Origin of the sequence: Providencia sp. PROV061, from assembly GCF_011045655.1 — a bacterium.
GTDB lineage: Bacteria > Pseudomonadota > Gammaproteobacteria > Enterobacterales > Enterobacteriaceae > Providencia > Providencia hangzhouensis.
This window is the reverse complement of the sequence record NZ_CP042861.1, coordinates 968975-991022: the sequence shown is the minus strand read 5'-3', so window position 1 is coordinate 991022 and position 22048 is coordinate 968975. Positions and strand designations below refer to the sequence as shown.

At 36.5% G+C, this 22048-nt stretch carries 20 protein-coding genes; 9 read left to right on the top strand and 11 right to left on the bottom strand.

The window, feature by feature from the left end; all coding sequences use genetic code 11:
- Positions 1 to 31: 31 nt before the first annotated feature.
- Together nhaC and melR are read right to left on the bottom strand one after the other, a co-directional pair.
- Entirely contained in the window at positions 32 to 1480 is a 1449-nt protein-coding gene (nhaC, locus tag FVA72_RS04400; protein WP_110592358.1) for a Na+/H+ antiporter NhaC, read from the bottom strand.
- A gap of 59 nt (positions 1481 to 1539) precedes the next feature.
- Positions 1540 to 2502, bottom strand: a complete 963-nt coding sequence (melR, locus tag FVA72_RS04395; RefSeq protein WP_110592359.1) for a transcriptional regulator MelR — start codon at positions 2500 to 2502, stop codon at positions 1540 to 1542.
- A gap of 621 nt (positions 2503 to 3123) precedes the next feature.
- Between melR and FVA72_RS04390 the strand changes: the two genes are divergently transcribed.
- Together FVA72_RS04390 and FVA72_RS21940 are read left to right on the top strand one after the other, a co-directional pair.
- Positions 3124 to 3642 (top strand): ClbS/DfsB family four-helix bundle protein, encoded by a 519-nt coding sequence (locus FVA72_RS04390; RefSeq protein WP_110592360.1) that lies wholly within the window; start codon positions 3124 to 3126, stop codon positions 3640 to 3642.
- Between the two features lie 56 nt (positions 3643 to 3698).
- Entirely contained in the window at positions 3699 to 3947 is a 249-nt protein-coding gene (locus FVA72_RS21940) for a hypothetical protein (protein ID WP_240704980.1), read from the top strand.
- Between the two features lie 104 nt (positions 3948 to 4051).
- On the opposite strand, the gene hypT is transcribed toward FVA72_RS21940, so the two are convergent.
- Positions 4052 to 4960 (bottom strand): hypochlorite stress DNA-binding transcriptional regulator HypT, encoded by a 909-nt coding sequence (gene hypT / locus FVA72_RS04380; protein ID WP_004905229.1) that lies wholly within the window; start codon positions 4958 to 4960, stop codon positions 4052 to 4054.
- Positions 4961 to 5420: 460 nt separating this feature from the next.
- On the opposite strand from hypT, the gene FVA72_RS04375 reads away from it, so the two are divergent.
- From FVA72_RS04375 to FVA72_RS04350, 6 genes are all read left to right on the top strand, one after another.
- On the top strand, positions 5421 to 6149 hold the full coding sequence (locus FVA72_RS04375; protein ID WP_110592361.1) for an aspartate/glutamate racemase family protein: 729 nt from the start codon (positions 5421 to 5423) through the stop codon (positions 6147 to 6149).
- A gap of 70 nt (positions 6150 to 6219) precedes the next feature.
- Complete coding sequence (locus tag FVA72_RS04370) at positions 6220 to 7521, top strand: anaerobic C4-dicarboxylate transporter (protein WP_110592362.1); 1302 nt, start codon at positions 6220 to 6222, stop codon at positions 7519 to 7521.
- A 733-nt stretch (positions 7522 to 8254) separates the two neighbouring features.
- On the top strand, positions 8255 to 9328 hold the full coding sequence (locus tag FVA72_RS04365) for an erythritol/L-threitol dehydrogenase (protein ID WP_004905239.1): 1074 nt from the start codon (positions 8255 to 8257) through the stop codon (positions 9326 to 9328).
- Positions 9329 to 9479: 151 nt separating this feature from the next.
- Positions 9480 to 10340, top strand: coding sequence for an ABC transporter substrate-binding protein (locus tag FVA72_RS04360; protein WP_370661211.1), 861 nt, complete (start codon positions 9480 to 9482; stop codon positions 10338 to 10340).
- 156 nt (positions 10341 to 10496) lie between these two features.
- On the top strand, positions 10497 to 11981 hold the full coding sequence (locus tag FVA72_RS04355; RefSeq protein ID WP_094963062.1) for a sugar ABC transporter ATP-binding protein: 1485 nt from the start codon (positions 10497 to 10499) through the stop codon (positions 11979 to 11981).
- A gap of 10 nt (positions 11982 to 11991) precedes the next feature.
- Positions 11992 to 12963: an ABC transporter permease gene (locus tag FVA72_RS04350; protein WP_004905244.1), complete on the top strand. Its 972-nt coding sequence runs from the start codon at positions 11992 to 11994 to the stop codon at positions 12961 to 12963.
- Between the two features lie 156 nt (positions 12964 to 13119).
- On the opposite strand, the gene FVA72_RS04345 is transcribed toward FVA72_RS04350, so the two are convergent.
- The 7 genes from FVA72_RS04345 to FVA72_RS04315 all read right to left on the bottom strand — a co-directional run bounded on the left by FVA72_RS04345 (position 13120) and on the right by FVA72_RS04315 (position 19140).
- Positions 13120 to 14127 carry a LacI family DNA-binding transcriptional regulator gene (locus FVA72_RS04345; protein WP_004905247.1) on the bottom strand — a complete coding sequence of 336 codons (1008 nt, stop codon included), beginning with the start codon at positions 14125 to 14127 and terminating at the stop codon, positions 13120 to 13122.
- 222 nt (positions 14128 to 14349) lie between these two features.
- Positions 14350 to 15144 carry a sulfite exporter TauE/SafE family protein gene (locus FVA72_RS04340; protein ID WP_004905249.1) on the bottom strand — a complete coding sequence of 265 codons (795 nt, stop codon included), beginning with the start codon at positions 15142 to 15144 and terminating at the stop codon, positions 14350 to 14352.
- Positions 15145 to 15186: 42 nt separating this feature from the next.
- Entirely contained in the window at positions 15187 to 15534 is a 348-nt protein-coding gene (locus FVA72_RS04335; RefSeq protein WP_004905250.1) for a thioredoxin family protein, read from the bottom strand.
- Between the two features lie 380 nt (positions 15535 to 15914).
- Positions 15915 to 16199 carry a hypothetical protein gene (locus FVA72_RS04330; RefSeq protein ID WP_004905253.1) on the bottom strand — a complete coding sequence of 95 codons (285 nt, stop codon included), beginning with the start codon at positions 16197 to 16199 and terminating at the stop codon, positions 15915 to 15917.
- 447 nt (positions 16200 to 16646) lie between these two features.
- Positions 16647 to 17312 (bottom strand): heme exporter protein CcmB, encoded by a 666-nt coding sequence (gene ccmB / locus FVA72_RS04325; RefSeq protein WP_004905254.1) that lies wholly within the window; start codon positions 17310 to 17312, stop codon positions 16647 to 16649.
- Positions 17297 to 17929 carry a cytochrome c biogenesis heme-transporting ATPase CcmA gene (gene ccmA, locus FVA72_RS04320; protein ID WP_004914240.1) on the bottom strand — a complete coding sequence of 211 codons (633 nt, stop codon included), beginning with the start codon at positions 17927 to 17929 and terminating at the stop codon, positions 17297 to 17299. The genes ccmB and ccmA overlap by 16 nt, the downstream gene beginning before the upstream one ends.
- A gap of 32 nt (positions 17930 to 17961) precedes the next feature.
- Entirely contained in the window at positions 17962 to 19140 is a 1179-nt protein-coding gene (locus FVA72_RS04315) for an ion channel (protein WP_110592363.1), read from the bottom strand.
- Between the two features lie 360 nt (positions 19141 to 19500).
- Here FVA72_RS04315 and cptA point away from each other — a divergent pair, with 360 nt between their 5' ends.
- Positions 19501 to 21210 (top strand): phosphoethanolamine transferase CptA, encoded by a 1710-nt coding sequence (gene cptA, locus FVA72_RS04310; protein ID WP_036958542.1) that lies wholly within the window; start codon positions 19501 to 19503, stop codon positions 21208 to 21210.
- 49 nt (positions 21211 to 21259) lie between these two features.
- Here the strand turns inward: cptA and FVA72_RS04305 are convergent, their stop codons facing one another.
- On the bottom strand, positions 21260 to 21946 hold the full coding sequence (locus tag FVA72_RS04305; protein ID WP_004905262.1) for a DUF421 domain-containing protein: 687 nt from the start codon (positions 21944 to 21946) through the stop codon (positions 21260 to 21262).
- Positions 21947 to 22048 lie beyond the last annotated feature (102 nt).

Below are 22048 nucleotides of genomic sequence, written 5' to 3'. Positions count from 1 at the left end.
TGTCTCGATATTAAATTAAATTTTCTGTAGCTCAGGATGCAGCCAGATATTCGGGGTCGTCATCTTTATCGTAAGGAGCAATACCAATACCTGTAGCGGCCCATAACAGAGCAAAAAATACACCGCTGTAACACAGAATTGCCCAAGGAAGATAATCGAGAGTTGCAACACCCAGCATCGTGGCACAATACACCCCAGAAGCTGACCATGGAATTATAGGCTCAACTACCGTACCTGCATCCTCTGTGGTTCTGGAAAGATTTTTAGTAGCCAGCCCTCTCCTTTTATATTCATCTTTAAATGCATCCCCGCATAGTAACAATGGTAATGTGCCATTTGCAGTACAAGCGCATATAGTAAAAGCACTCAGAATCGTTGTAAGTATTAGTCTGAAGGTAGATTTCACCCCTTCAGTCATTCTATGAATAACCGTATGTAAAGAGCCTGTTGCACTCATAGCACCAGCAAAACTGAACGCACTAAATACGGTAACGAAACTGCTAAACATGGAGATTGCCCCACCTCGCTCTAGTAAGCGTGGCATATCTGAAGATAATGCCGAAATATTCACGCCATCAGCCATACTTAACCTAAAGCCACTTACTACAGACTCTCCTACAGAAGCAGGAGTAAATGACTGGAAAACAAGTGCTAAAATGACTGAAACTAACGTTGATAAAAAAAGCATTGGAATGGGCGGTTTCTTGCTCAAAGAGCCGTATAGTACAATGATAGGTGGCAAAATAAGCAAAACATTAAAATTATATACTTTAGCAATAGACGTCATCAGTATGGCAATACTGTCCGGTGTTGTCGCTGAGGCATCAATACTTAAACCCATATAAGTATATACGACACAGCACAAAATAAATCCGGGACCAGTTGTCCAAAGCAGATGGCCTATATGTGAATATAAATTCACACCTGCTGCTAAAGCTGCCATATTTGTCGAATCGGAAACAGGAGAAAGCTTATCTCCAAACCAGCAACCAGAAACAATGGCTCCAGCGGCAATAGCTAAGGGAATATTCAATCCGATAGCAACTCCTATCATTGCAATTCCTATTGTTCCTATTGATCCCCATGACGTTCCCGTACAAACAGAAATAAGAGCTCCAAGAAAGAATGCCGAAATATAAAAATACTGCGGATTTATAATCTTAAGGCCATAATATATCATCATAGGAATAGTGCCAGATACCATCCATGCACCAATAAGAAAACCAATACTAGCTACAATTAAGATAACGGGTAAGGCCTCTGATATTTTCAAACAAATAGATTTCAAAATATCATCCCACGTATAACCATGGGCAATAGCAACAAAAGAAGCTGTCGCTGTTCCTAAAAGGATCATGGGTTCAGCGCGTATATTAAATACAAAATATCCAATACTAATTGCAGCTAACATAATAAGCATAGGGAACAGTGACCAGAAGAAAGAAGGTCGCTGCTTACCTGGATGTGGAATGTTTTTCATTTTATATATCCCTGATTTTTATATTATGGAACAGGCTTATATTTCATTATTATTTACACTTACTTATTTATATGTTTAATACCTTTCCCTGGTGAGGAAACATGTAGACTATGTTCATGACTCAACCTTCGGTACTCTTTAGGAGGTATACCAACATGGTTTTTGAAAATACTGTAGAATCGGCTGCTAGATGTAAAACCAGCCAGCATGGCGATATCCATAATCGGTTTATCAGTATCGCTTAGCAGTGCTCGGACATGGTTAATACGTAGTGACATGATGTATTGCTTTATCGACATCTGCATAGACTTCTTAAAAATACCCATGGCGTAGTGAGTATTTAATTTCACATGTTCAGCGATATCATTAACAGTAAGGTGTTGATCACTATTTACGGCAATAAATTCAAGCATCTGACTGACATAAAACTGCGCGTGACGAGAGGTAGAATTCTGGGTTGAAGAAGATGTTTTATGTGCAGATACAGGGGACCATCCCAACATACTAAAGCGCTTAAGCATCAGAGCAACTTCATCAATTGCCAATTGTCGAATATGTGGATTAGGACTGTTGAGTTCATTCTGCCAGCGCTGAACCTCAATAATGCTCAACGGCTGTACGCTCAAAGATTGTATCACCCTCCCGTGCGTAACATGATTTATTAACTCCCGTTCCAAAGGCCACGATAAAAACAAATGCATAGGTAGGTTTATGATAGCCATTTGCTGGCAGTACCCCGGATCTATTAACTGATGGGGAGTGCATGCCCAGAATAATGTCACATGCCCCTGCTGGAACTGCACGGTCTCATTATTTATCAGGTAATTAACATTACCATCGAATGGAATATTTATTTCTACCTGTCCATGCCAGTGACTGTAAGACATTGCTAGAGGCGCCCGGAGTTCTATGTCCATTCTTTGCGACTCTGAATATAGAGCCAGTGGGCTTTTGGTCTGCTTATCATAACTACGGCACATATATGGATCATTCGGTAACCGTGGATAGTTTTTATCTGCCATAGCACTTACTCCGAGCCAACTGATTGAAAAGGTATCTACTGCATTTGTATCTTAGCGTAGATACTTCCCAAATTTACCTACATTTCATTGGATTTAATCCCATAAAGTCAGATTACGATGTAGCAGATCATCAATCTGACTTTATGGGAATAATCTTTTGTAAGTTTACATTCCATGTTAAGCAGTAACTTTTGTTAAGCTTCATCCTATACCTCTCAGTTGAAAGCCTAAATTGGTGGCCTATAAAACTGTATTGCGCCAGATTATCCAATCGTTCAGCTATTTGAGAGAGCTTTTCTGGCATCAGTTGTTGGGGACAGAGCATCAATGAAAGCTAGTAGAGAAAATGCTAGCGCCAGTAATGCGCCAAATACTACAAAATAAGGCCTGTGGTGCAGCCACGATATTATATGTAGCGCCCTAAAAAATTAGAAAAAATGGGAACAAAGCTGCTTAATTACTGAACTTATCAAAAGTTCAACTGGTCATCAGAACTTGATAGAAGGAGCTAGTTAATGATTGGCTCTTCCTCTGTTGAGGTTGGTAATACATAATTGATTCATTTTCAAGCACCACACAGTGCTTTTATGGTGTATCTATTTTAATAAGAGAGAACTCCTTATGAGCGTACCCCAAACAAAAGCTGAACTACTTTTAGCTATTAATAAAAATTTCAGTAAATTAATTAGTTACCTTAATGCAATCCCGCCAGAAGTTATCTCAGATCACTCAATGGATGGGCATGCCAAAGAAACGGAAATGAGTGTTCGTGATCTTGTTTCGTATTTGCTCGGATGGAATTCTCTTGTTGTAAAATGGATCACCTCTGATGCCAAAGGTCTGCCAGTCGATTTTCCAGACACTGGTTTTAAATGGAACCAGCTAGGTCTTCTTGCCCAAAAATTTTATTCAGATTACAGTGAGTTAAATTATAACTCGTTAGTAGCTGAACTTCAGACTGTAAAAAATGAAATTGTGAAGCTTATTGATGAGCTAACTGATGATGTTTTATATGGTAAACCATGGTACTCAAAATGGACAATGGGCCGGATGATCTCATTTAATACTTCTTCGCCTTACGCTAACGCTAATGGAAGATTAAGAAAGTGGGCAAAAAATAATAATATCAATTTAAAATAAGCGTCAGCGTCAAATTATATGGACGAAAATTCGCTCTATCCCCACGTATTTTTCAGATGAAAAACCAAAAACTAGGAAAAATTAAAGTTCGTATGCTATTTACTCATGAAAAAGGTGTACCTTTACTTATTGAGTATCTAAAAAACCATAAGGACTTAATTGAGAATCTCACTATCAGAGATATCAAGAAAGAGCGCGTCGAGGTAAATTTAAAGCTATTAGTACGCCAAAAAATCACTTTACCTGAATTTTACTGTTCTTTAAAACAGTTGGAATATGTGCATTCTGTTTCTCTAGATCATTAATTTTCTCACTTTTAAGGTGTTATATTTCCGCTAAATAAAAGGCGAATTACTTAAATAACCTGCTTATATTCGCAGGTTATTTACTTATAAATTACCTTTTCCCACTATAAATTCCGTAAATCCTCTGGAATATTTTTTTTCAAAATACGCCAAAAATCCTCTGCGGTTTTATTTAGCCGTGTATCCATGCGGTAGATATACGCTTGGATAGGTATCGTTAATTCGGGTGTATCCAAACAAACAAGTTTTTTTTCTTTCAATTCATTCACTACAGAATAAATGGGTAACCATGCTATACCATGGCCATCCAAAGCCATATTTTTTAGTAACTCACTCATTGATGACATAAAAAGTGTTTTTGAATTGATCGCACCAAACTCACTTAACCGACGATTAACTAATCTTCCCATATATGAAGCACTGGTGTAATTCAACAATGGCACTTGAGGTTGATAGATATCAAATAGCGGCTTACCCTGCTCATCCGCTGCACAAATTGGGTATAATTCAGATTCAAATACATTCAATGAGGAAAATGGTGATTGCATTAAATCTTCATCATAAAATGAGATAATAAAATCACTTTTCCCTTCTCTCAATGTGTTCACAACTTGTACGACATCAATAGCCTCAACATGGTAAACAAATTCTCCACCGTAACCAGACAGCCCGTGAACTAATTTTGGGAGCAATGTTAACGACAACGAATGAGCAGCAGCAATTTTAATATTCGGTAGGCTCAATACATTATGGCCGGATAATTCATTTAAGTTACATTCCAGTTGTTGTAATAAACTACGCGCTTGAGAATGAAAAATTTTGCCCTCTTCAGACAACTGTAAAGGGGACGTCGTTCTATCAAATAATTCAACGCCAATGGCTTCCTCTAAAGCTTTAATACGACGGCTAAATGCGGGCTGAGAAATACTTCGCTGTTCTGCTGCATGAGAAAAATGTCGGCACGATTCTAGTGTTAAAAAATCATATAGCCATTTTGTTTCTATATTTTTCATCTTATTAAGCCTTAAATTGACTTGCTGTTAAAATATAAAAAATCAAAAGTATTTTTATTGATATTTTAAGTTAATGACTGGTTAAATAATCAAACTAAATTTGTAGTGGCGTTATTTGTATTATGCATAGCCCTACCATTTAAAACATTAACAAAAATCAAAAATTAATTTCATTTGATTTTTTTAATCCATAGAGCCCAGTCTATTCAGGCTTTCAGAGCCATTTATAAAAATGCTTTTATTTTGAATAAAAACTCTTAATGCATATCTTGCATCAAACCATACTTACTTGCATTTCTCATTTTAGATAAACATTGATAAATATTAACCACAGGCTAGGCAGTTATAAATAAGTTAATAACCATTTTAACATTAAAGTATATGTTAAATAAATTAATAAAGATAAGTGCTTATTGTTTTTTATTTTATAAAAAGACTAATGAAATGCAGGGGTATTAAAATGAAAGGCTTAATTGGTGTATTAGGTGGTATGGGGCCTGCCGCTACTGTCGATTTATTTAATAAATTCGTAAATTATACCGTGGTAAATAGAGACCAAGAGCATATTCCTTTAATTATATCATCTATTCCTGATATACCAGACCGAACGGACGCACTATTAAACCATGGTGAATCTCCTCTACCTTTAATGACTGACTATTTGAGAAAGCTAGAAAATGCAGGTGCCGAATGCATTGTTATACCTTGTAATACCGCACATTTTTGGTTTAGTGAACTGAAAGAGGTTTGCCACGTCGATATGCTAAGTATCGTTGAAACGACAATGAAAGAGGTACTAGCAACTAAGAAAAAAAATATCGGATTACTTGCAACAAATGCCACCATGTATATGGGGTTATACCAAAAAAATATAGAGAGAAATTATTTAAATTGCATTACTCCTGATAAAAAAAGCCAAGAAAATGTAATGGAAAGCATTTATTTATTAAAGTCAGGAAATAAAAAGATGGCTGAGTCCATTATGAAAAAACAAGCTGAGATATTATTTTCTCGAGGAGCTGAAGTTATTGTTCTTGGCTGTACTGAAGTCCCCGTCATTCTTGCAAATGAAATAAATAATTATCCAGATAAATATATCGACTCAACCAGCTCATTAGTCAGAGCAAGTATTCACTGGTATGAAAACAGAGTCGGAAAACAAAATTTAATGATAAATAAAAATATTTAACTTATATCAATTATCAAAAATTAATTTTTCAATATTACTAATGACAATATATTGTCTATTGGAGACGATTATGGTTTGGCTAGAAATCATTGTTGTATTAGGTGCAATATTCTTTGGCATTCGCATGGGCGGAATAGGTATAGGACTCTGTGGTGGATTAGGATTAACTGTATTAACCATCGGGTTTGGTTTACCCATTGGATCACCCCCTGTTGATGTTATTTTAATTATTATGACGGTCGTGGTAGCAGCTTCTGCATTACAAGCTGCTGGTGGGATGGATTATCTAGTACGCCTAGCCAGTAAATTTATGCGTAAAAATCCTAAGTATTTAAATATAATCGCACCAATCACCACTTGGGTGATGACTATCATGGCTGGTACAGGTTTCATTGTGTTTTCTATGCTGCCTGTTATAGCGGAAATTGCGAAAGATTCGGGTATCCGGCCATCAAGAACATTAGCAGGCTCAGTGGTTGCCTCACAAATTGCTATTTCTGGCTCTCCAATCAGTGCAGCAATGGCTGCGATGTTGACAATTATGGAAGGTAACGGCATCACTTTTATCGTTGTCATGTCAGTATGTTTACCCGCCTCTTTTGTTGCTGCTATGGTTGCTGCCTTTATTGCATCGCGTCAAGGCTGCGAACTTGAAAACGATGAGGTCTATTTAGAACGTTTACAAAAAGGCTTAGTGCATAAGTACGAAGAGAAAAAAGGCGAGAGCACAACGAGAGAAAAATTCTCTGTTGTTCTATTCATTATTGCCACTATTGCTATCGTGATCCTCGCTGCATTCCCACAATTACGTCCTGGTTTTGATATCGGTAAGCCGATGGGAACACGAGATATCATCATCATTTGTATGCTAAGTGCAGCATGTTTGATGGTAGTTTTCTGTAAAACATCACCGGATTCCATTGTACTAGCACCAACATTCCGCTCAGGAATGAGTTCTCTTGCGGTGATCCTCGGAATCGTGACATTAGGCACTACTTTTGTTGATGCCCATATGGACCAAATTAAGGCCATCGCAGGAGATGTATTATCTGCATATCCTATTTTATTGGCTTTAGTTCTGTTCTTAACCTGTGCCTTGCTATATTCACAAGGTGCCACAACACCGTTAATTATTCCATTAGCCATTGCCTTAGATGTTCCGACATGGGCAATATTAGCCTCTTTTGTCGCCGTCACCGGGGTATTTGTCTTACCCACTTACCCAACATCATTAGCAGCCATTGAATTCGACTCTACAGGGTCTACTCGGGTTGGAAAATATATTTTAAATCACCCTTTTATGCTACCAGGGCTAGGTGGAATTATTGCAGGTGTCGCCTTCGGTTTTATCATTGCACCAATGATTGTCTAACACTAGGATGTGAGGTCTCCTCACCCCTTTAGAATATAACGAAATGATTTTATTGACAAAATGAAGTTAAACTTTGGCTCTATTTAGCTTTATACTTTGCTTAATTGGCAAAATACAATTACAAGGTATAAAGCTATTTTTTTAATACCTATAGATATATCTGCAAAGAAAATATTATAGCAACGTATCAAAATGACTCATTACTCTATTTAATTTTTTAAATTAAATTTTATAAATTAAAAATAATGTCCTGTTAACCACTCAATATCTCTTTATTAAATGTAGTTTAAATTTGTTTTCATTCAAAAGTGTGAGCTGAAATGTTTTTGCATGAAATATTCACTTCTGAAAATAGTTAAAATAATTATACTCGGCTTCATATTCATTTCTTAAAAAAACAGAGTAAGGAATGAATTAAGATTTTTATTATGATTTTCATCATGTTACAAAGTCAGTTTCGGCAGTCTCATTTCCCAATGAAAGTACTCAATTAAGTGACTAAAATTAGGGCTTAAATCACAAATTTTAGTTTTTAAGATACTTACTTTCAAAAATGACGACGTCGTCATATTAAAAAAAATTTATTTTATCTATAACATTAAACAACCATTTTTCTTACATACATATCAATATTGATAGTTAAGCGTTAAAAAACTAAAGCAAATGCGTTATAAAAAAACGCTTAATGTTGACGTCAATATTAGGGTTAACAACTAGAAAGAGGTCTTAGAACATGAGTAACCTACCTGAAAAAATGAAAGCAGTTGTTTGTCATGGCCCACATGATTATCGCTTTGAAAATATTAAAAGACCAACGCCAGGATTTAGAGAAGTTGTCATCAAAGTTGATGGGTGCGGGATCTGTGCTGGCGACTGTAAAGCCAACGATGGTGCTCAAATGTTTTGGGGAGATGACCCATGGATCAAAGCCCCAGTAGTTCCTGGCCATGAGTTTTATGGCCGCGTTGCAGAGCTCGGTGAAGGCTCCGCTGAAAAATTCAAACTGAAAATCGGCGACCGCATCTTAGCAGAACAGATAGTCCCTTGCTGGGAGTGCCGTTTCTGTAAGTCTGGCAAATACTGGATGTGTGAAACCCATGATATTTACGGTTTCCAAAAAGAAGTTGCCGACGGTGGTATGGCTGAATATATGCGTTTTTCAGAACGCGCCATTATTCATAAAATCCCTGATGAACTATCTGATAAAGATGCCGCATTAATTGAGCCAATGGCTTGTGCTATCCACACTGTACGCCGTGGTGATATTGATTTAAATGACGTCGTCGTCATTGCAGGTGCAGGCCCACTAGGGCTGTGCATGATCCAAGTCGCAAAATTAAAAACGCCGAAAAAATTGGTTGTCATTGATGCGATTGATGAGCGCCTTGAATTAGCAAAAAAATTTGGTGCAGATGTCGTTATCAATCCACTGAAAGAAGATGCGATTAAATTAGTCAAAGATATGACTGAAGGCTATGGCTGTGACGTTTATATTGAAGCAACGGGTGCACCAATCGGTGTTACTCAAGGGCTAGAAATGATCCGCAAACTTGGCCGTTTCGTGGAATTCAGCGTGTTTGGTAAAGAAACAACAGTTGACTGGTCAATCATTGGTGACCGCAAAGAACTCGATATCCGCGGTGCTCACTTAGGGCCATATAGTTATGAAGTCGCTATTGACCTATTTAGCCGTGGCTTAGTTAGTGCTGATGATATCGTTACTCACTTCTATTCCATCGATGATTGGGAAGAAGCCTTTGTCATGGCGAAATCGGCAGACTCAATTAAAGTCGTCATCAAGCCATAAACATGTTTTAACTGGCAGTAATAATTGATAATTCAAATAAACACTAAATAAGTAAAAACCCTACATATAATTAAACGCTCTTTTAGGAGAACATCTTATGCTGAGTAAATTTAAAAAGTTAGCTGTCGCTGCAAGTGTACTGACTTTAGGTATGGCATTTAACGCTACCGCTAAGCCAGTTTCAGTGGGCATGTCATTTCAAGAATTAAACAATGAATATTTTGTCACCATGAAGGAAGCCTTAGAGAGCGCAACGGGTGATATGGGCGCACAACTATACATTTCTGATGCGGCTCATGATGTATCAAAACAAACCAGTGATATCGAAGATATGTTACAGAAAAAAATCGATATTCTGTTAATAAACCCGGCAGATAGCGTTGGTGCGGAAACGGCTGTACTGGCAGCGAAAAAAGCGGGAGTTGTAGTTATCGCCATTGATGCTCAAGCAAATGGCCCAATTGACTCTTTTGTTGGTTCTAAAAACTATGATGCTGGCTTAATGGCAGGTAAACGTTTAGGTGAAGCATTAGGCGGCAAAGGCGAAGTGGCAATTTTAGATGGTATTCCTGTTGTGCCAATTCTTGAGCGTGTTCGTGGTTTTGAAGCAGCGATGAAAGAATATCCAAATATCAAAATCGTAACTAAATTGAACGGTAAACAAGAACGTGATACTGCAATGAACGTTACAGAAAATATGTTGCAAGCAAACCCAACGCTAAATGGGATTTTCAGTGTTAACGATGTCGGTTCTTTAGGTGCGTTAGCAGCGATTGAGTCCTCTGGTCGTGATGTCAAATTAGTGAGTGTTGACGGTTCTCCTGAAGCGGTTGCTGAAATTGCCAAAGGTAACTCTCCATTTATTGCTACTTCAGCGCAATTCCCTCGTGACCAAGTTCGTATTGGTTTAGCTATGGGCTTAGCAAAATACTGGGGTGCCAATGTCCCTAAAGAAGTCCCAATTGATGTTAAATTGATCGACAAAACCAATGCTAAAGATTTTCACTGGTAATAGTTAGTTATCAATAACCAATGTATTGCACCTGTATTTCTGATGTTCGGTGCAATACATTTTCATAAATATTAATTATTAAATGCATATTGGAATAAAAATTCCAAATGGCTTTGTTACCCATTTTTAGGCAGTTGAGAAATATAGGGAAGCAATATGATGCAATTATTAGCATTAAAAGATGTCAGTAAAACTTTCCCTGGGGTTAAGGCGTTAGATAATATTAATCTCTCCCTAGAAAAAGGGGAGGTTCACGCATTATTAGGTGAAAACGGCGCAGGTAAATCAACGCTAATGAAAGTGTTATGTGGAATACATAAACCTGATAGCGGACAAATTCTGATTGAAGGCAAAGAACACACCTTTCATAACTACAGAGATGCCATTAAAGCTGGCGTAGGTATTATTTTCCAAGAATTTTCTCTTATTCCTTATTTAAACGCTTTTGAAAATATATTTTTAAATCGAGAGTTAAAAAATAAGTTTGGTTTATTAGATAGAAAATTAATGCGAAAAAAATCGCAGGAAATCCTAGCTGAGCTGGGTGTAAACATCAATATTGATGAACCTATTAGCCATTTAAGTATCGCAGAGCAACAGTTTGTTGAAATCGCAAAGGCTCTGTCTTTGGATGCTAAAATTTTAGTGTTAGATGAGCCAACTGCGACATTAACCCCCAATGAAGCAAACCATTTATTCGATGTAATGCGTGATTTAAAAGCTAAAGGGGTTGGAATGTTTTTTATTTCCCACCATCTAGAAGAAATTTATGAAATCTGTGACACCATCAGTGTACTACGTGACGGACAATATATAGGGTCGCGTAAGGTCGATGAAACAGATTTAGACGTTATTATCGAAATGATGGTTGGTCGTGAAGTTGAGAATATTTATCCTCATAAACGCCAATTCAACGAGCAAGAAGTCATCTTAGATGCAGAAGTTCAGCGTTTCTCATATAGCCCAACTAACCACCTTCAATTAAAGAGAGGTGAAATTTTAGGGCTTGCGGGGTTGGTGGGATCGGGTCGCACAGAAACTATTCTTGCCATGATCGGTGCTGATAAAGCATATAAGAAGAAAGTTATTTTAGAAGGCAAAGAAGTTAAAGTTAAATCGGCTGCGGCTGCATTGCAATTAGGTATCGGTTTATTACCAGAAAGCCGAAAAACTCAAGGCCTTGTATTGCCCTTTTCCGTTAAAGAAAATATATGGTTAAACAATCATGCTCAAAAATTATTTTTAATTCAAAATAAAAAAGAACTCACTTTATCTATTGATTTAATTTCCCAAGTAAAAGTTAAAACACCAGAACCTCACACCGCGGTTTCTACTTTAAGTGGTGGAAATCAGCAAAAGGTTGTTATTGCTCGCTGGCTAAATAAACAAGCCAAAATTCTTATTTTCGACGAACCCACCCGAGGTATTGATGTTGGGGCAAAATCAGAAATTTATCAGTTAATGCGCTCTCTAACTGAAAAAGGAATTTCCATTATTATGATTTCATCGGAGCTACCAGAAGTTATTGGTGTCAGTGATAGAGTTTTGGTTTTTCGAGATGGTGAAATTGCTGCTGAGTTAACTGGAGACGAAATAAACTCAACTCAGATCATGGTACATGCGGCCGGCAATATTATATAGGATAACGACTATGTCTAATCAAAGTGCAATTCCATTAACTAAAAATAAATTTAGTTTTTCTAAGCTAACAAAAATACCTGCATTTTTACCACTTGTTGGTTTAATTCTTTTATTTGTCTGCATGTCCATTTTTAATGAACATTTTTTAACTGTAAATAACCTTTCGACCATTGCTCGTCAGGTCTCTATTAATGCCATCATCGCTATTGGTATGACATTTGCTATCTTAACAGGTGGAATTGACTTGTCCGTTGGTGCTGTTATGGCGCTTTCTGGAACCTTGATGGCTGGCTTAATGAAATATTATGGAATGGACCCTTACGCCGCAATTGCTCTGGGCTTATTATCCGGTGTTGCTTTTGGCTTCATTAATGGAATTTTAGCCGCTTATGGTAAAATGCCACCAATCATTGTCACTTTAGGCGCCATGATTATTGCTAAAGGGCTAGCCTTAATTTATACCGGTGGCTACCCAGTGTCAGGGTTACCTCAAGAATTTGCTTTTTGGGGACGCGAAGAATTAATGGGAATTCAAGTTCCTATTTTATTAATGCTTGGCCTTTATCTTATTTTCTATGTTGTACTAAATCATGTCTCTTTTGGCCGTTATATTTACGCCATTGGCGGTAATGAAGAAGCTGCACGCCTGAGTGGTATCCGCGTTGAACGTTATAAAATGTTAGTTTACGTCATTAGCGGTTTTACTGCTGCATTCGCTGGGTTAATATTTACCTCTCGAGTAATGAGTGGGCAACCCAATGCAGGGGTAGGATTTGAGTTAGATGCTATTGCTGCGGTCGTACTCGGCGGCGCTTCAATTGCAGGAGGCCGTGGTATGATCATTGGCACACTGATTGGCGCAATGATCTTAGGCGTACTTAATAATGGTTTAAATTTATTAGGTATTTCACCTTATGTTCAATATATTGTAAAAGGTTTAATTATTTGGGGCGCTACCTTAATTAGCTCAATGAAACGCTAAATTAATAATACCTCATCGCCATTAAGATAGGCAGGTATCATTACCTGCCTATCTATAATTGCCATACTTCAAGTTGCATGGGTGTTGACTGTGTTCATATATGACTCGAATTCTTTAGAGTATATAAATCATAACGGATTTTCTTTCTAACTCTTATTAATAAACAACAAGTTTCCCATCAACAAATATTTGTTTTGTTTTATGATCTTTATGTGAATCTCGCTCTATTTCAGAAAACAATAACTCAGTTGTTAATTCACCAAGATATACTGAATCGTGGTGTACACCAGAAATAGATAAATGGTAAGTATCTGCATAGGGTGGTAAATCTACAGAAAAATAACGGCAAGAAAGGCCTAGCTCTAAAATAATTTTATACATCCCTGCCGTGATAATTCCATTCAACCCAACAATATACATATTTGGTGTATAAAGCTCTTGAACTTTTTTTCTTAGATAATCTTCATCATTCTTATTAAACATATAACTGCTGTATAAGACATTAATATTTTTTCTATTTGGAAAATTTTCATATATACCCGCTAAACGAGACAAACTAATTTCAGATCCTTCTGGCCCTGAAACAATCAGTGTGTTTTCACTATTCTGCTGGTTAAGAAATTTTCCTGTTAAAGCGCCAATTTCAAAGTTTTTCAAAAACAGCCCTGAATACTTATTTTGATAACCATAAATTGAACGGTCAACAAAAACTAAAGGCACATTATGTTGATCAATTAATGATAAGTAACTTGGTTGATAGTCTTTATCATCACGAACTGGCGATAGTAGGATCCCACTCGCTTTGTAGCTGACTAATGTTTCGATTGCTGTTTTTTCTGCTTTTTCATCACTATCTGAATCAAAAATCATGACTTGATAGCCTTTTTCTTTCGCTAAGCGTGAGACTGTTTGAATCAGTACGATATAAAATGGGTTAAATGTGCTATCAGTAACCACACCTATTATGCGGCTATTTTTGTTTTTCAGATTACGTGCAAAAAGATTTGGCACATAATTGAGCTCTTGTGCTATCGCTAATATTTTATCTCGAGTTTCCTTCTTTACCATCTCAGGATGATTAAATGCTCTAGAGACTGTAATATCAGTTACATTAGCACGTTTAGCTATATCAATTATCGTTGTTGAGCTATCTTGTTTTGTCATAATTATACTAGTCAACCTTTAATGATTACCCAGAAGAGTATATTAGCAATCCATTTCACTATTATCAGGGTAGAAAAATGCGATGGTTCATTATACCTTTTTGAGCTTGAAGATAAATCAAATTTACTTTTTTAAAGAAGAATAAATGATTGAACATTAAAAATAGTGACACACTGCATGAATTATAAAAATTTATTTAATAAGTGATATTTAAAACCTATTTCAAATGACATTAAATTCAATCAATACTGATGAAATCAACCCTAAGGCAACAAAGATAACAGCACTTGAAAATAGTATTTGAATGGCTTTATTAGAAATATAATGCATTATTAATCGACCAATTAATAAGCCAACAACACATGAAGCAATGAAAACGATGCTAATTTCTTTAGGATATTGAAACCCATTCCAGACATTAATAAAAATACTAATACTACCAATACAGAAGATAACCATTAATGATGTTGCGATAATACTCTTCATATTCAAATTAGTGAATTTTCGCAATGCAGGAACAATAATAAAACCACCACCGACACCTAACATGCCAGTAAGTAATCCTGTAATGACACCAATTCCCCCAAAGATTAACGCTGTTTTAGTGTTCCAAATAAATTTCCCAGTTTCTGTATTAATTAAACAATGTGCATCATTTTGCTCATCACCCCGATTGAAAAATATACGTCCCCCGACATAAAGCATAACAAGGCTAAAAATAAGCGTTAACCAAACTGGAGGAACAATATGGGCAAGGTAAATACCATACTTAGCAGAAGGAATACTCAATAGCGCTATCCAAATAGCTGCTTTATAGCGAATATTCTTTTTTATAAGCCCTTGAATAACACTAATAAAAGCCGCTATTGTAATAGCTAAAAGCCCTACAGGTGCTGCTAATGCTACACTCCAATTTTGGCTTGCCATTAAAGCAGGAACAGCAAGAATTCCACCTCCCGCTCCCGTTAAACCTAGTAGACAGCCTATCAATAGCCCTTCTAATATCAGTATTAACATTATGAATGTCTTATCATTATTATTAAATATATTCGCTGAATATTAACGCTTACCGAGCGTTTTCTCCAATACCATTAATGCCCTATTAAATGGTACTTCTCCTGCAATAATATCGATTAACCGAGTATCTTGGAAAACCGCAATTGTCGGCACTGATTTTATACCATATCGAGGAGCTAAAGTGGGCGATTGAGCAATATCAACAATACCAAAATCGATGTTATTTTCTTGAAAATACTCAGAAAGCTTAGTAAAAATAGGATACATATTTTTACACGGTAAACACCAAGAAGCCGAAAAATAAACAACTACAGTTTGTTGCTCATCTTGCTCTAGGGGGTAAAGTGTACTCGAGAAATTATCACTATCTAATGATAAAATATTCGACATTATATGCTACCTTTTGTGATTTTTTCCTAAACTAACATATTGGAACAATACACTAGATAATAAGTCACCTTTTGTCCATTAATTATTTAGTATTATTTGGCATTTGATTATTTTCATTTAAGAACAATAAACCAACTTAACATTTTATCACAATAAAGCATAACAATATGATTCATAATAAATAGCAAGAATAAACTCGCTATATTAACTTTTAAAAACCATACGATACATAAACCACTTTTAGTTTTTTATTATACATTGGATTTTTATTCATGAATATTATTAGCTTTGATGAACCTAGATTATTTAAAGATGTTTATTATTAAAAATAAACTATATTTTTACTCTTATTCATTATTAGCTTTTCAATTTTAACCCATTTAGATGGGTATCCGTTTCTGTTCTTTTTCTTTATCAAAAATCATATTCAGCTTCTCATGGGCATTGTCTGTATATCGACTTAAATCAGTAACATCTTGTTTCTGATTTGCCTTATCGCAAATAACAATCTCACCTTCCGATACCGCTGTATGAGTGGTGTTGCTGGCTTTGCCTGCATTGATGCCAGTTTGTTTATCCACCGATTGGTAATCGCTGTGCATCTCGGTTTTGCTGGCATTGAGACTCAGTGAACCACCGCCCGCTTGGCTACCATAGGGAGACAAAAGGTAAGCAAAATCGATCTATAGCTAAAATTACGTTTTAAAATCATTAGAATTATTAATTGTATTGGTTTGAGATAAAGTAATATACGAAACATCACACACCTTAAGTCAAATTACAATCACACTCATTTAAGCTTTTTTATAACTCATCTAACTTCATATATTATGATTATAATTTAACATAAAAATATTTTTTGTAATAAACAATATAAAACGGTAGCAATTTAAATAAATTATTTGAGTTCAATGCGATTTTTTATAAAACTTACCTTTATTTGTATCAAAAACACAAATAAAGCCCATTAACTAGTTGAATAAAATGAAATCTTAAGAAAAAACACCCGTTAAATGTATAAGTAATTATTATATTTCAATTCTGAATCGACAATAGATAACAAGGCAAAAATTAATTTGCTCTTGTTATCTATTTTGACGAGAGAAAAATAATTAGCTATTGCTAATATTAAGCTTCAACGCAGCGGCGATAGCGAGAGGAGAAAAAGTAATACTGGCGGCAAATAACGCGGCAAGAATGGCAAAATAGCCATCGAGAGGCATTTTAAAACTGTGGGCTTCCATCGTACCTGTTGCATAAATCAGCACAGGAATATATAGCGGTAAAACAAGCAAGCTCACCAAGACACCGCCTTTTTTTAAGGAAACGGTTAATGCTGCACCAATCGCCCCAATAAAACTCAATACAGGTGTGCCCAATAATAATGTCCCTGCTAATACAAATAGTGTGTCTGCGCTAAAAGACAACATTAATGCCGCAACAGGGGATAACAAGATCAAGGGCAGCCCTGTGACTAACCAGTGGGCAATCACCTTCGCAAATACAGTGATAAATAAAGGATGCGGTGCGAGTAACAGTTGCTCAAGGGAGCCATCAAGGTAGTCATCCTTAAATAAACGCTCTAGTGATAATAGTGAAGACAAAATGGCCGCAACCCAAAACACCCCAACCGCAATGCGCGCTAATAATTGAGGTTCAGGACCAATACTCAAGGGAAATAGTGTGATAACAATTAAGAAAAACCATAGCGGATTAACGAGCTCAGAAAAACCTCGGAACGCAATTTTAAGCTCTCTTTTAATTAATAACCAAAACATGATTCAACCCCGCCCGTCAGTTTTAGTGAACCAAATTGCCCTGACATCGCTTGGTGGGAGGTAAACAAAATAATCCCCCCTTGCTCTGCATGCTGATGAAAACGTTCTGTTAAACGAGCAACCCCCGCCACGTCAATTGCGGTAAAAGGCTCATCAAGTATCCACAGAGGGGCTTCGCTTAGCCATAACCTCGCTAAATTAACACGCCGTTGTTGCCCAGCAGAAAGTTGGCTAACAGGAATATCTTCATAACCAATTAACGAAACTTCCTCTAAAGCAGACCAAATACGCTCACCTTCATGCCCTTTATGGTGCATTTGGTAATAAAATTTGAGGTTTTCATAAGGTGTTAATAATGATTTAACCGCTGGTTTGTGGCCTAAATAAAGTAAATGACGAGTAAATTCTTCTTTTAGTTTATCAATCGATTGATTATTCCAACAGACCGCCCCTTCATCAGGTTTTAATAACCCAGCCATCATTCGTAGCAAGGTCGTTTTTCCTGCTCCATTTGGCCCTTCAACTTGCAAGATTTCACTAGGTTGCACTATAAAATCAAGTTGATGGAATAACACCCTATTTTGCCGATGGCAACTCACTTGTTGAGCACTTAGCATGAAGCACAATTCCCGTTATTTTTATTTTAAGGTTAGCTTTTTGCAACTTTGTTCAACAGCATATCACTAATAGAGTCGCTCGATATTGCTTCACCGCAAAGCACTTGCATCAAAACCTCTGAACCTAGCGTAGATAATGAAAACAACATATCAGGTTTAAGTAAGCGAACTTTATCCATATTGCTTTCTTGGTTAATTAGCACCACTGTTTTTACCGAGCTACCTTCCCCTGCTTGCTCTTTCACTCCCAATAAAGCGAAAGTACTGAGCGAATCGCTATCTGTCATCACTAACACACACTTTGCGTGTTTAACATTAGCAGCGGCGAGCAATTCGGAACTGGTTGGGTCACCGGTCACAATATTATCTTTTTCGGGATAATGACTGCGATGGTTCTCTTGGCAAATCACAGCCACCGGCAGCTCTCGTTTTTTCAGCCCTTGATAGACATTGACAGCCATTGATGTGCTACCAATCACCACATAATGATTTTTCATATAAGAAAACCTCTTACGCACAATTTCTTTCGTACCTTTCGCTAACACCCCAACAATATAAACCACTGAAGTGGTAAAAATTGTAATTCCTAAAATAATCACCGTCACCGTGAATACACGCGCATCCACTGTAACCGGAACAATGTCACCAAACCCGACCGTTGTCATGCAAACTAAAGCAAAATAAAAGGCCGTTGTGCCGTCTTTAACCACTGGTGAAAATTCATCACCAATATATAAAGTACCAAAAATAGAATACAGCAATAATGCAATAATACAGGTTATTGCCACAAACCCGGCACTGGTTAAGCTATGGTGATGATACAACTTCCAAAAAAGGCACAAAGCAACCAATAAAAAGAGGGAAAAATAACCTTGATGTATGTTTTCTTGTGTTAACCGCAGGTCAACAAATGAAATAATCCCAAGTAAAAATAAGGAGAACACCCAAGCAATACGGGCTCCGTTAACCATAAATAGCGATAGGAAAATCAGTGAAATTCCCAATAAAAAACGAGGAATATCCAGTAACTTCATAAAGCCGAGTGATTTTAACCACTGTGTTAGCCCTGACTCGCGCCAATCAATGTAGTCGGTATAAGCACTTAATACAGGCTTTAAAATCATTGCGCCATCAATAATAATTAGCAATGAAAGCAACACCCTGATTGATAGGGGTGATTTTAAAAAAGCCACAAATGAATTATCTAACATGTATTGCTCTCACCCTTCATTGATGCATTCGTCAAATTTTCTTATATACCATAAATATATCAAAGGATAGTACCAATGGCGTAAAGACGATGACAAATGCTAATTGGACATTTTACTATTTTAACAATGGCTAGCAAAACATCGTCTATAATTGAATATCACGATAGCTGCCCAATTCCAAGCGAACAAAACAGCTTTTAAAAAACACTAGTAAACAAACGGTTATATGATTATTAAGGAAATATTATTTATAGATAATATATTTTGGAACTTAAACTACGTCTTTATATCTAAAAACCGATTTCTCAATTATTTTTCAATTCGATTTAACAATAATAGAAAACAAGAGTTTAAAAACCTATGAGTAACACTACACACTCGGAAAAATTTAGCTGGACCTCACTGTTCTGGTTACTAATCTACTTTTGGTATTTTTCATCACTATTACAACTGTATGTGCTCGTAACAGGGCAAAGTAATTCTATTGGCCTAAGAGATTCACTACTCTATAGCTCTCTTTGGCTGGTTCCTGCCCTACTGTTCCCTAAAAAAGTTAAGTTAGTTGCGGGACTAATTGGTATTGTTTTATGGCTTTCTTCGGTAGTTGCCCTCGCCTACTTTGTGGTTTATGGGCATCAAATATCCCAAAGTGTCATGTTTGTGATGTTTGAAACCAATACTAATGAAGCAGGCGAATTCCTTAAACAATATTTTAGCTTCAAAGTCTTAGGTGTCATACTCGCCTATACTGTAGTCGCAATTTTTCTATGGACACGTCTAAAACCGGTAACACTGCCAAAGTCAGGGCGAATCGGTATTTCATTGTTAATTTTAGTTATTTTGTTCGGTATTCCTTATTATAACAAAGGTATTAAACAAGACCGACCAATGGCCAATGTCGCATCATATTTAAATAGTAAACTCGCCTACGCTGCGCCATGGCAGTTTGTGAGTGGTTACTTTTTATATAAAAACCAGCTAGCAAACATGGAGGAATTAATCCGCGACAACAGTAAAATTCCACCATTAGAAAACTTTGTCGATGCAAACGGTGATACACCCCGCACATTTGTATTAGTAATAGGTGAGTCCACCAGCCGCGATAGAATGAGCCTATATGGCTATTCACGCCCAACGACACCTGAGTTAGATGAACTTGCAAGGGATTATCCTGCTAATTTATCCGTATTCAATGATGTTGTGACGTCGCGACCTTATACTATTGAAGCACTACAACAAATTCTGACGTTTGCGACACAAACTGAGCCTGAACTGTTCAATTCGCGCCCTTCTATGATGAACATGATGAAGCAAGCGGGCTTTAAAACGTTTTGGATCACTAACCAGCAGACGATGACTGAACGCAACACCTTATTAACGGCATTCTCTCGCCAAACAGATAAGCAATATTATTTGAATAATGATATGGCTCAAAGCTCACGTATCTATGATGACGTGGTTTTTGCACCATTCAAAGAAGCGCTTGCAGACCCAGCAGAAAAGAAATTTATCGTTGTCCATCTGTTAGGAACACATATGCGCTATGAATTCCGCTACCCAGAAGATAAAGCCATTTTCAAAGATAAAGACAGCGTGGTTCCCGCTAACCTAAATGATGACGAAGTGAAAGATTATAATGCTTATGATAACGCACAACATTATAACGATTATGTTGTTTCAACATTAATCAAGGACTTTGATTCTTCAAAAGAAAATGGTTTTCTGGTGTTTTTCTCAGACCATGGTGAAGATGTTTATGATACCCCGCCTCATGAAATGTTAGGGCGTAGTGAAGGTAAGCCAAGTAAGGTCATTTATAATGTGCCTTTCCTAGTTTGGCAATCACCTGAGTGGCTATCAACTCATCAATTTGATTTGAATGATAAAACAACCCGACCATTCAGTAACATGGACTTTATCTACGCGTGGTCTGATTTAGCAGGTTTAAACTATACTGGGTTTGAGCCCGAAAAAAGCCTGTTTAATGAGGCATTTAAACCTCAACCTCGTTATATTGGTGACCCAGATAATAAATCCTCATTAATGCTTTATGATGATTTAAAACAATAATTAGGTCTCTGTCGGTGAAATGTTATCTGCATTTCACCGACCTATTCATTTAAGCTATAACTTTCAGATGCTGTGCTCCCTTGCGGTTTATTTTACCATCCCGCAAAATAAACGTGACTTCACCACGCCAAAATTCAGCTAAGAAAATATCGTTTATTGATTCAATATCTTGTAATTCAATTTGCTGCATTAACCAAGCTTCATCTCTTTCGATAGATTCCAAACCATAGCTTCTAATAACCCCTTCTTTTATCAGGATCACTGATGGCATATTTTTTTCATCACAAATAATGGTTAGCTGCCCATCAGGTTCTATTTGTGCATAATAAATTTCTTGAAAGGAATGAATGCCTTGTGCATGAATTCGAGATGAAATATTGATGAGGTCTATCTTATTGGCTTTTTCTAAGATGTTTTCCATTATAAATTGGCCTTTTTTAATGATAGGTATGGGATTACCAATGGCCACATTACGAAAAAAATTAAATCTTTTTGTTAAAAAGTTCAAAAAGCTTATAAACAAAACACCAATAATTAAAATAGTCACATACTGGTACAATGGGATAGTATCACTGTAAATCACCCCTCCAATAATACCTCCTAAAACAAAATTACCAATAAAATCAATAGGAGTCATTTGGGAAAGCTGCGTTTTTCCCGATAGATTCATATGAGTGATAACAATGGCAAAACCGATAATAAATTTTAAAATAATCAACGAATAATAGTACGCCATAATGCTATTCCTTTGTTATCTAAGCCATACATTTGTTTTCATTATTTATTTAATAATAAGTTCGATCAGTTTAGCTTGATTTTCTATATTTTATAACTCTAT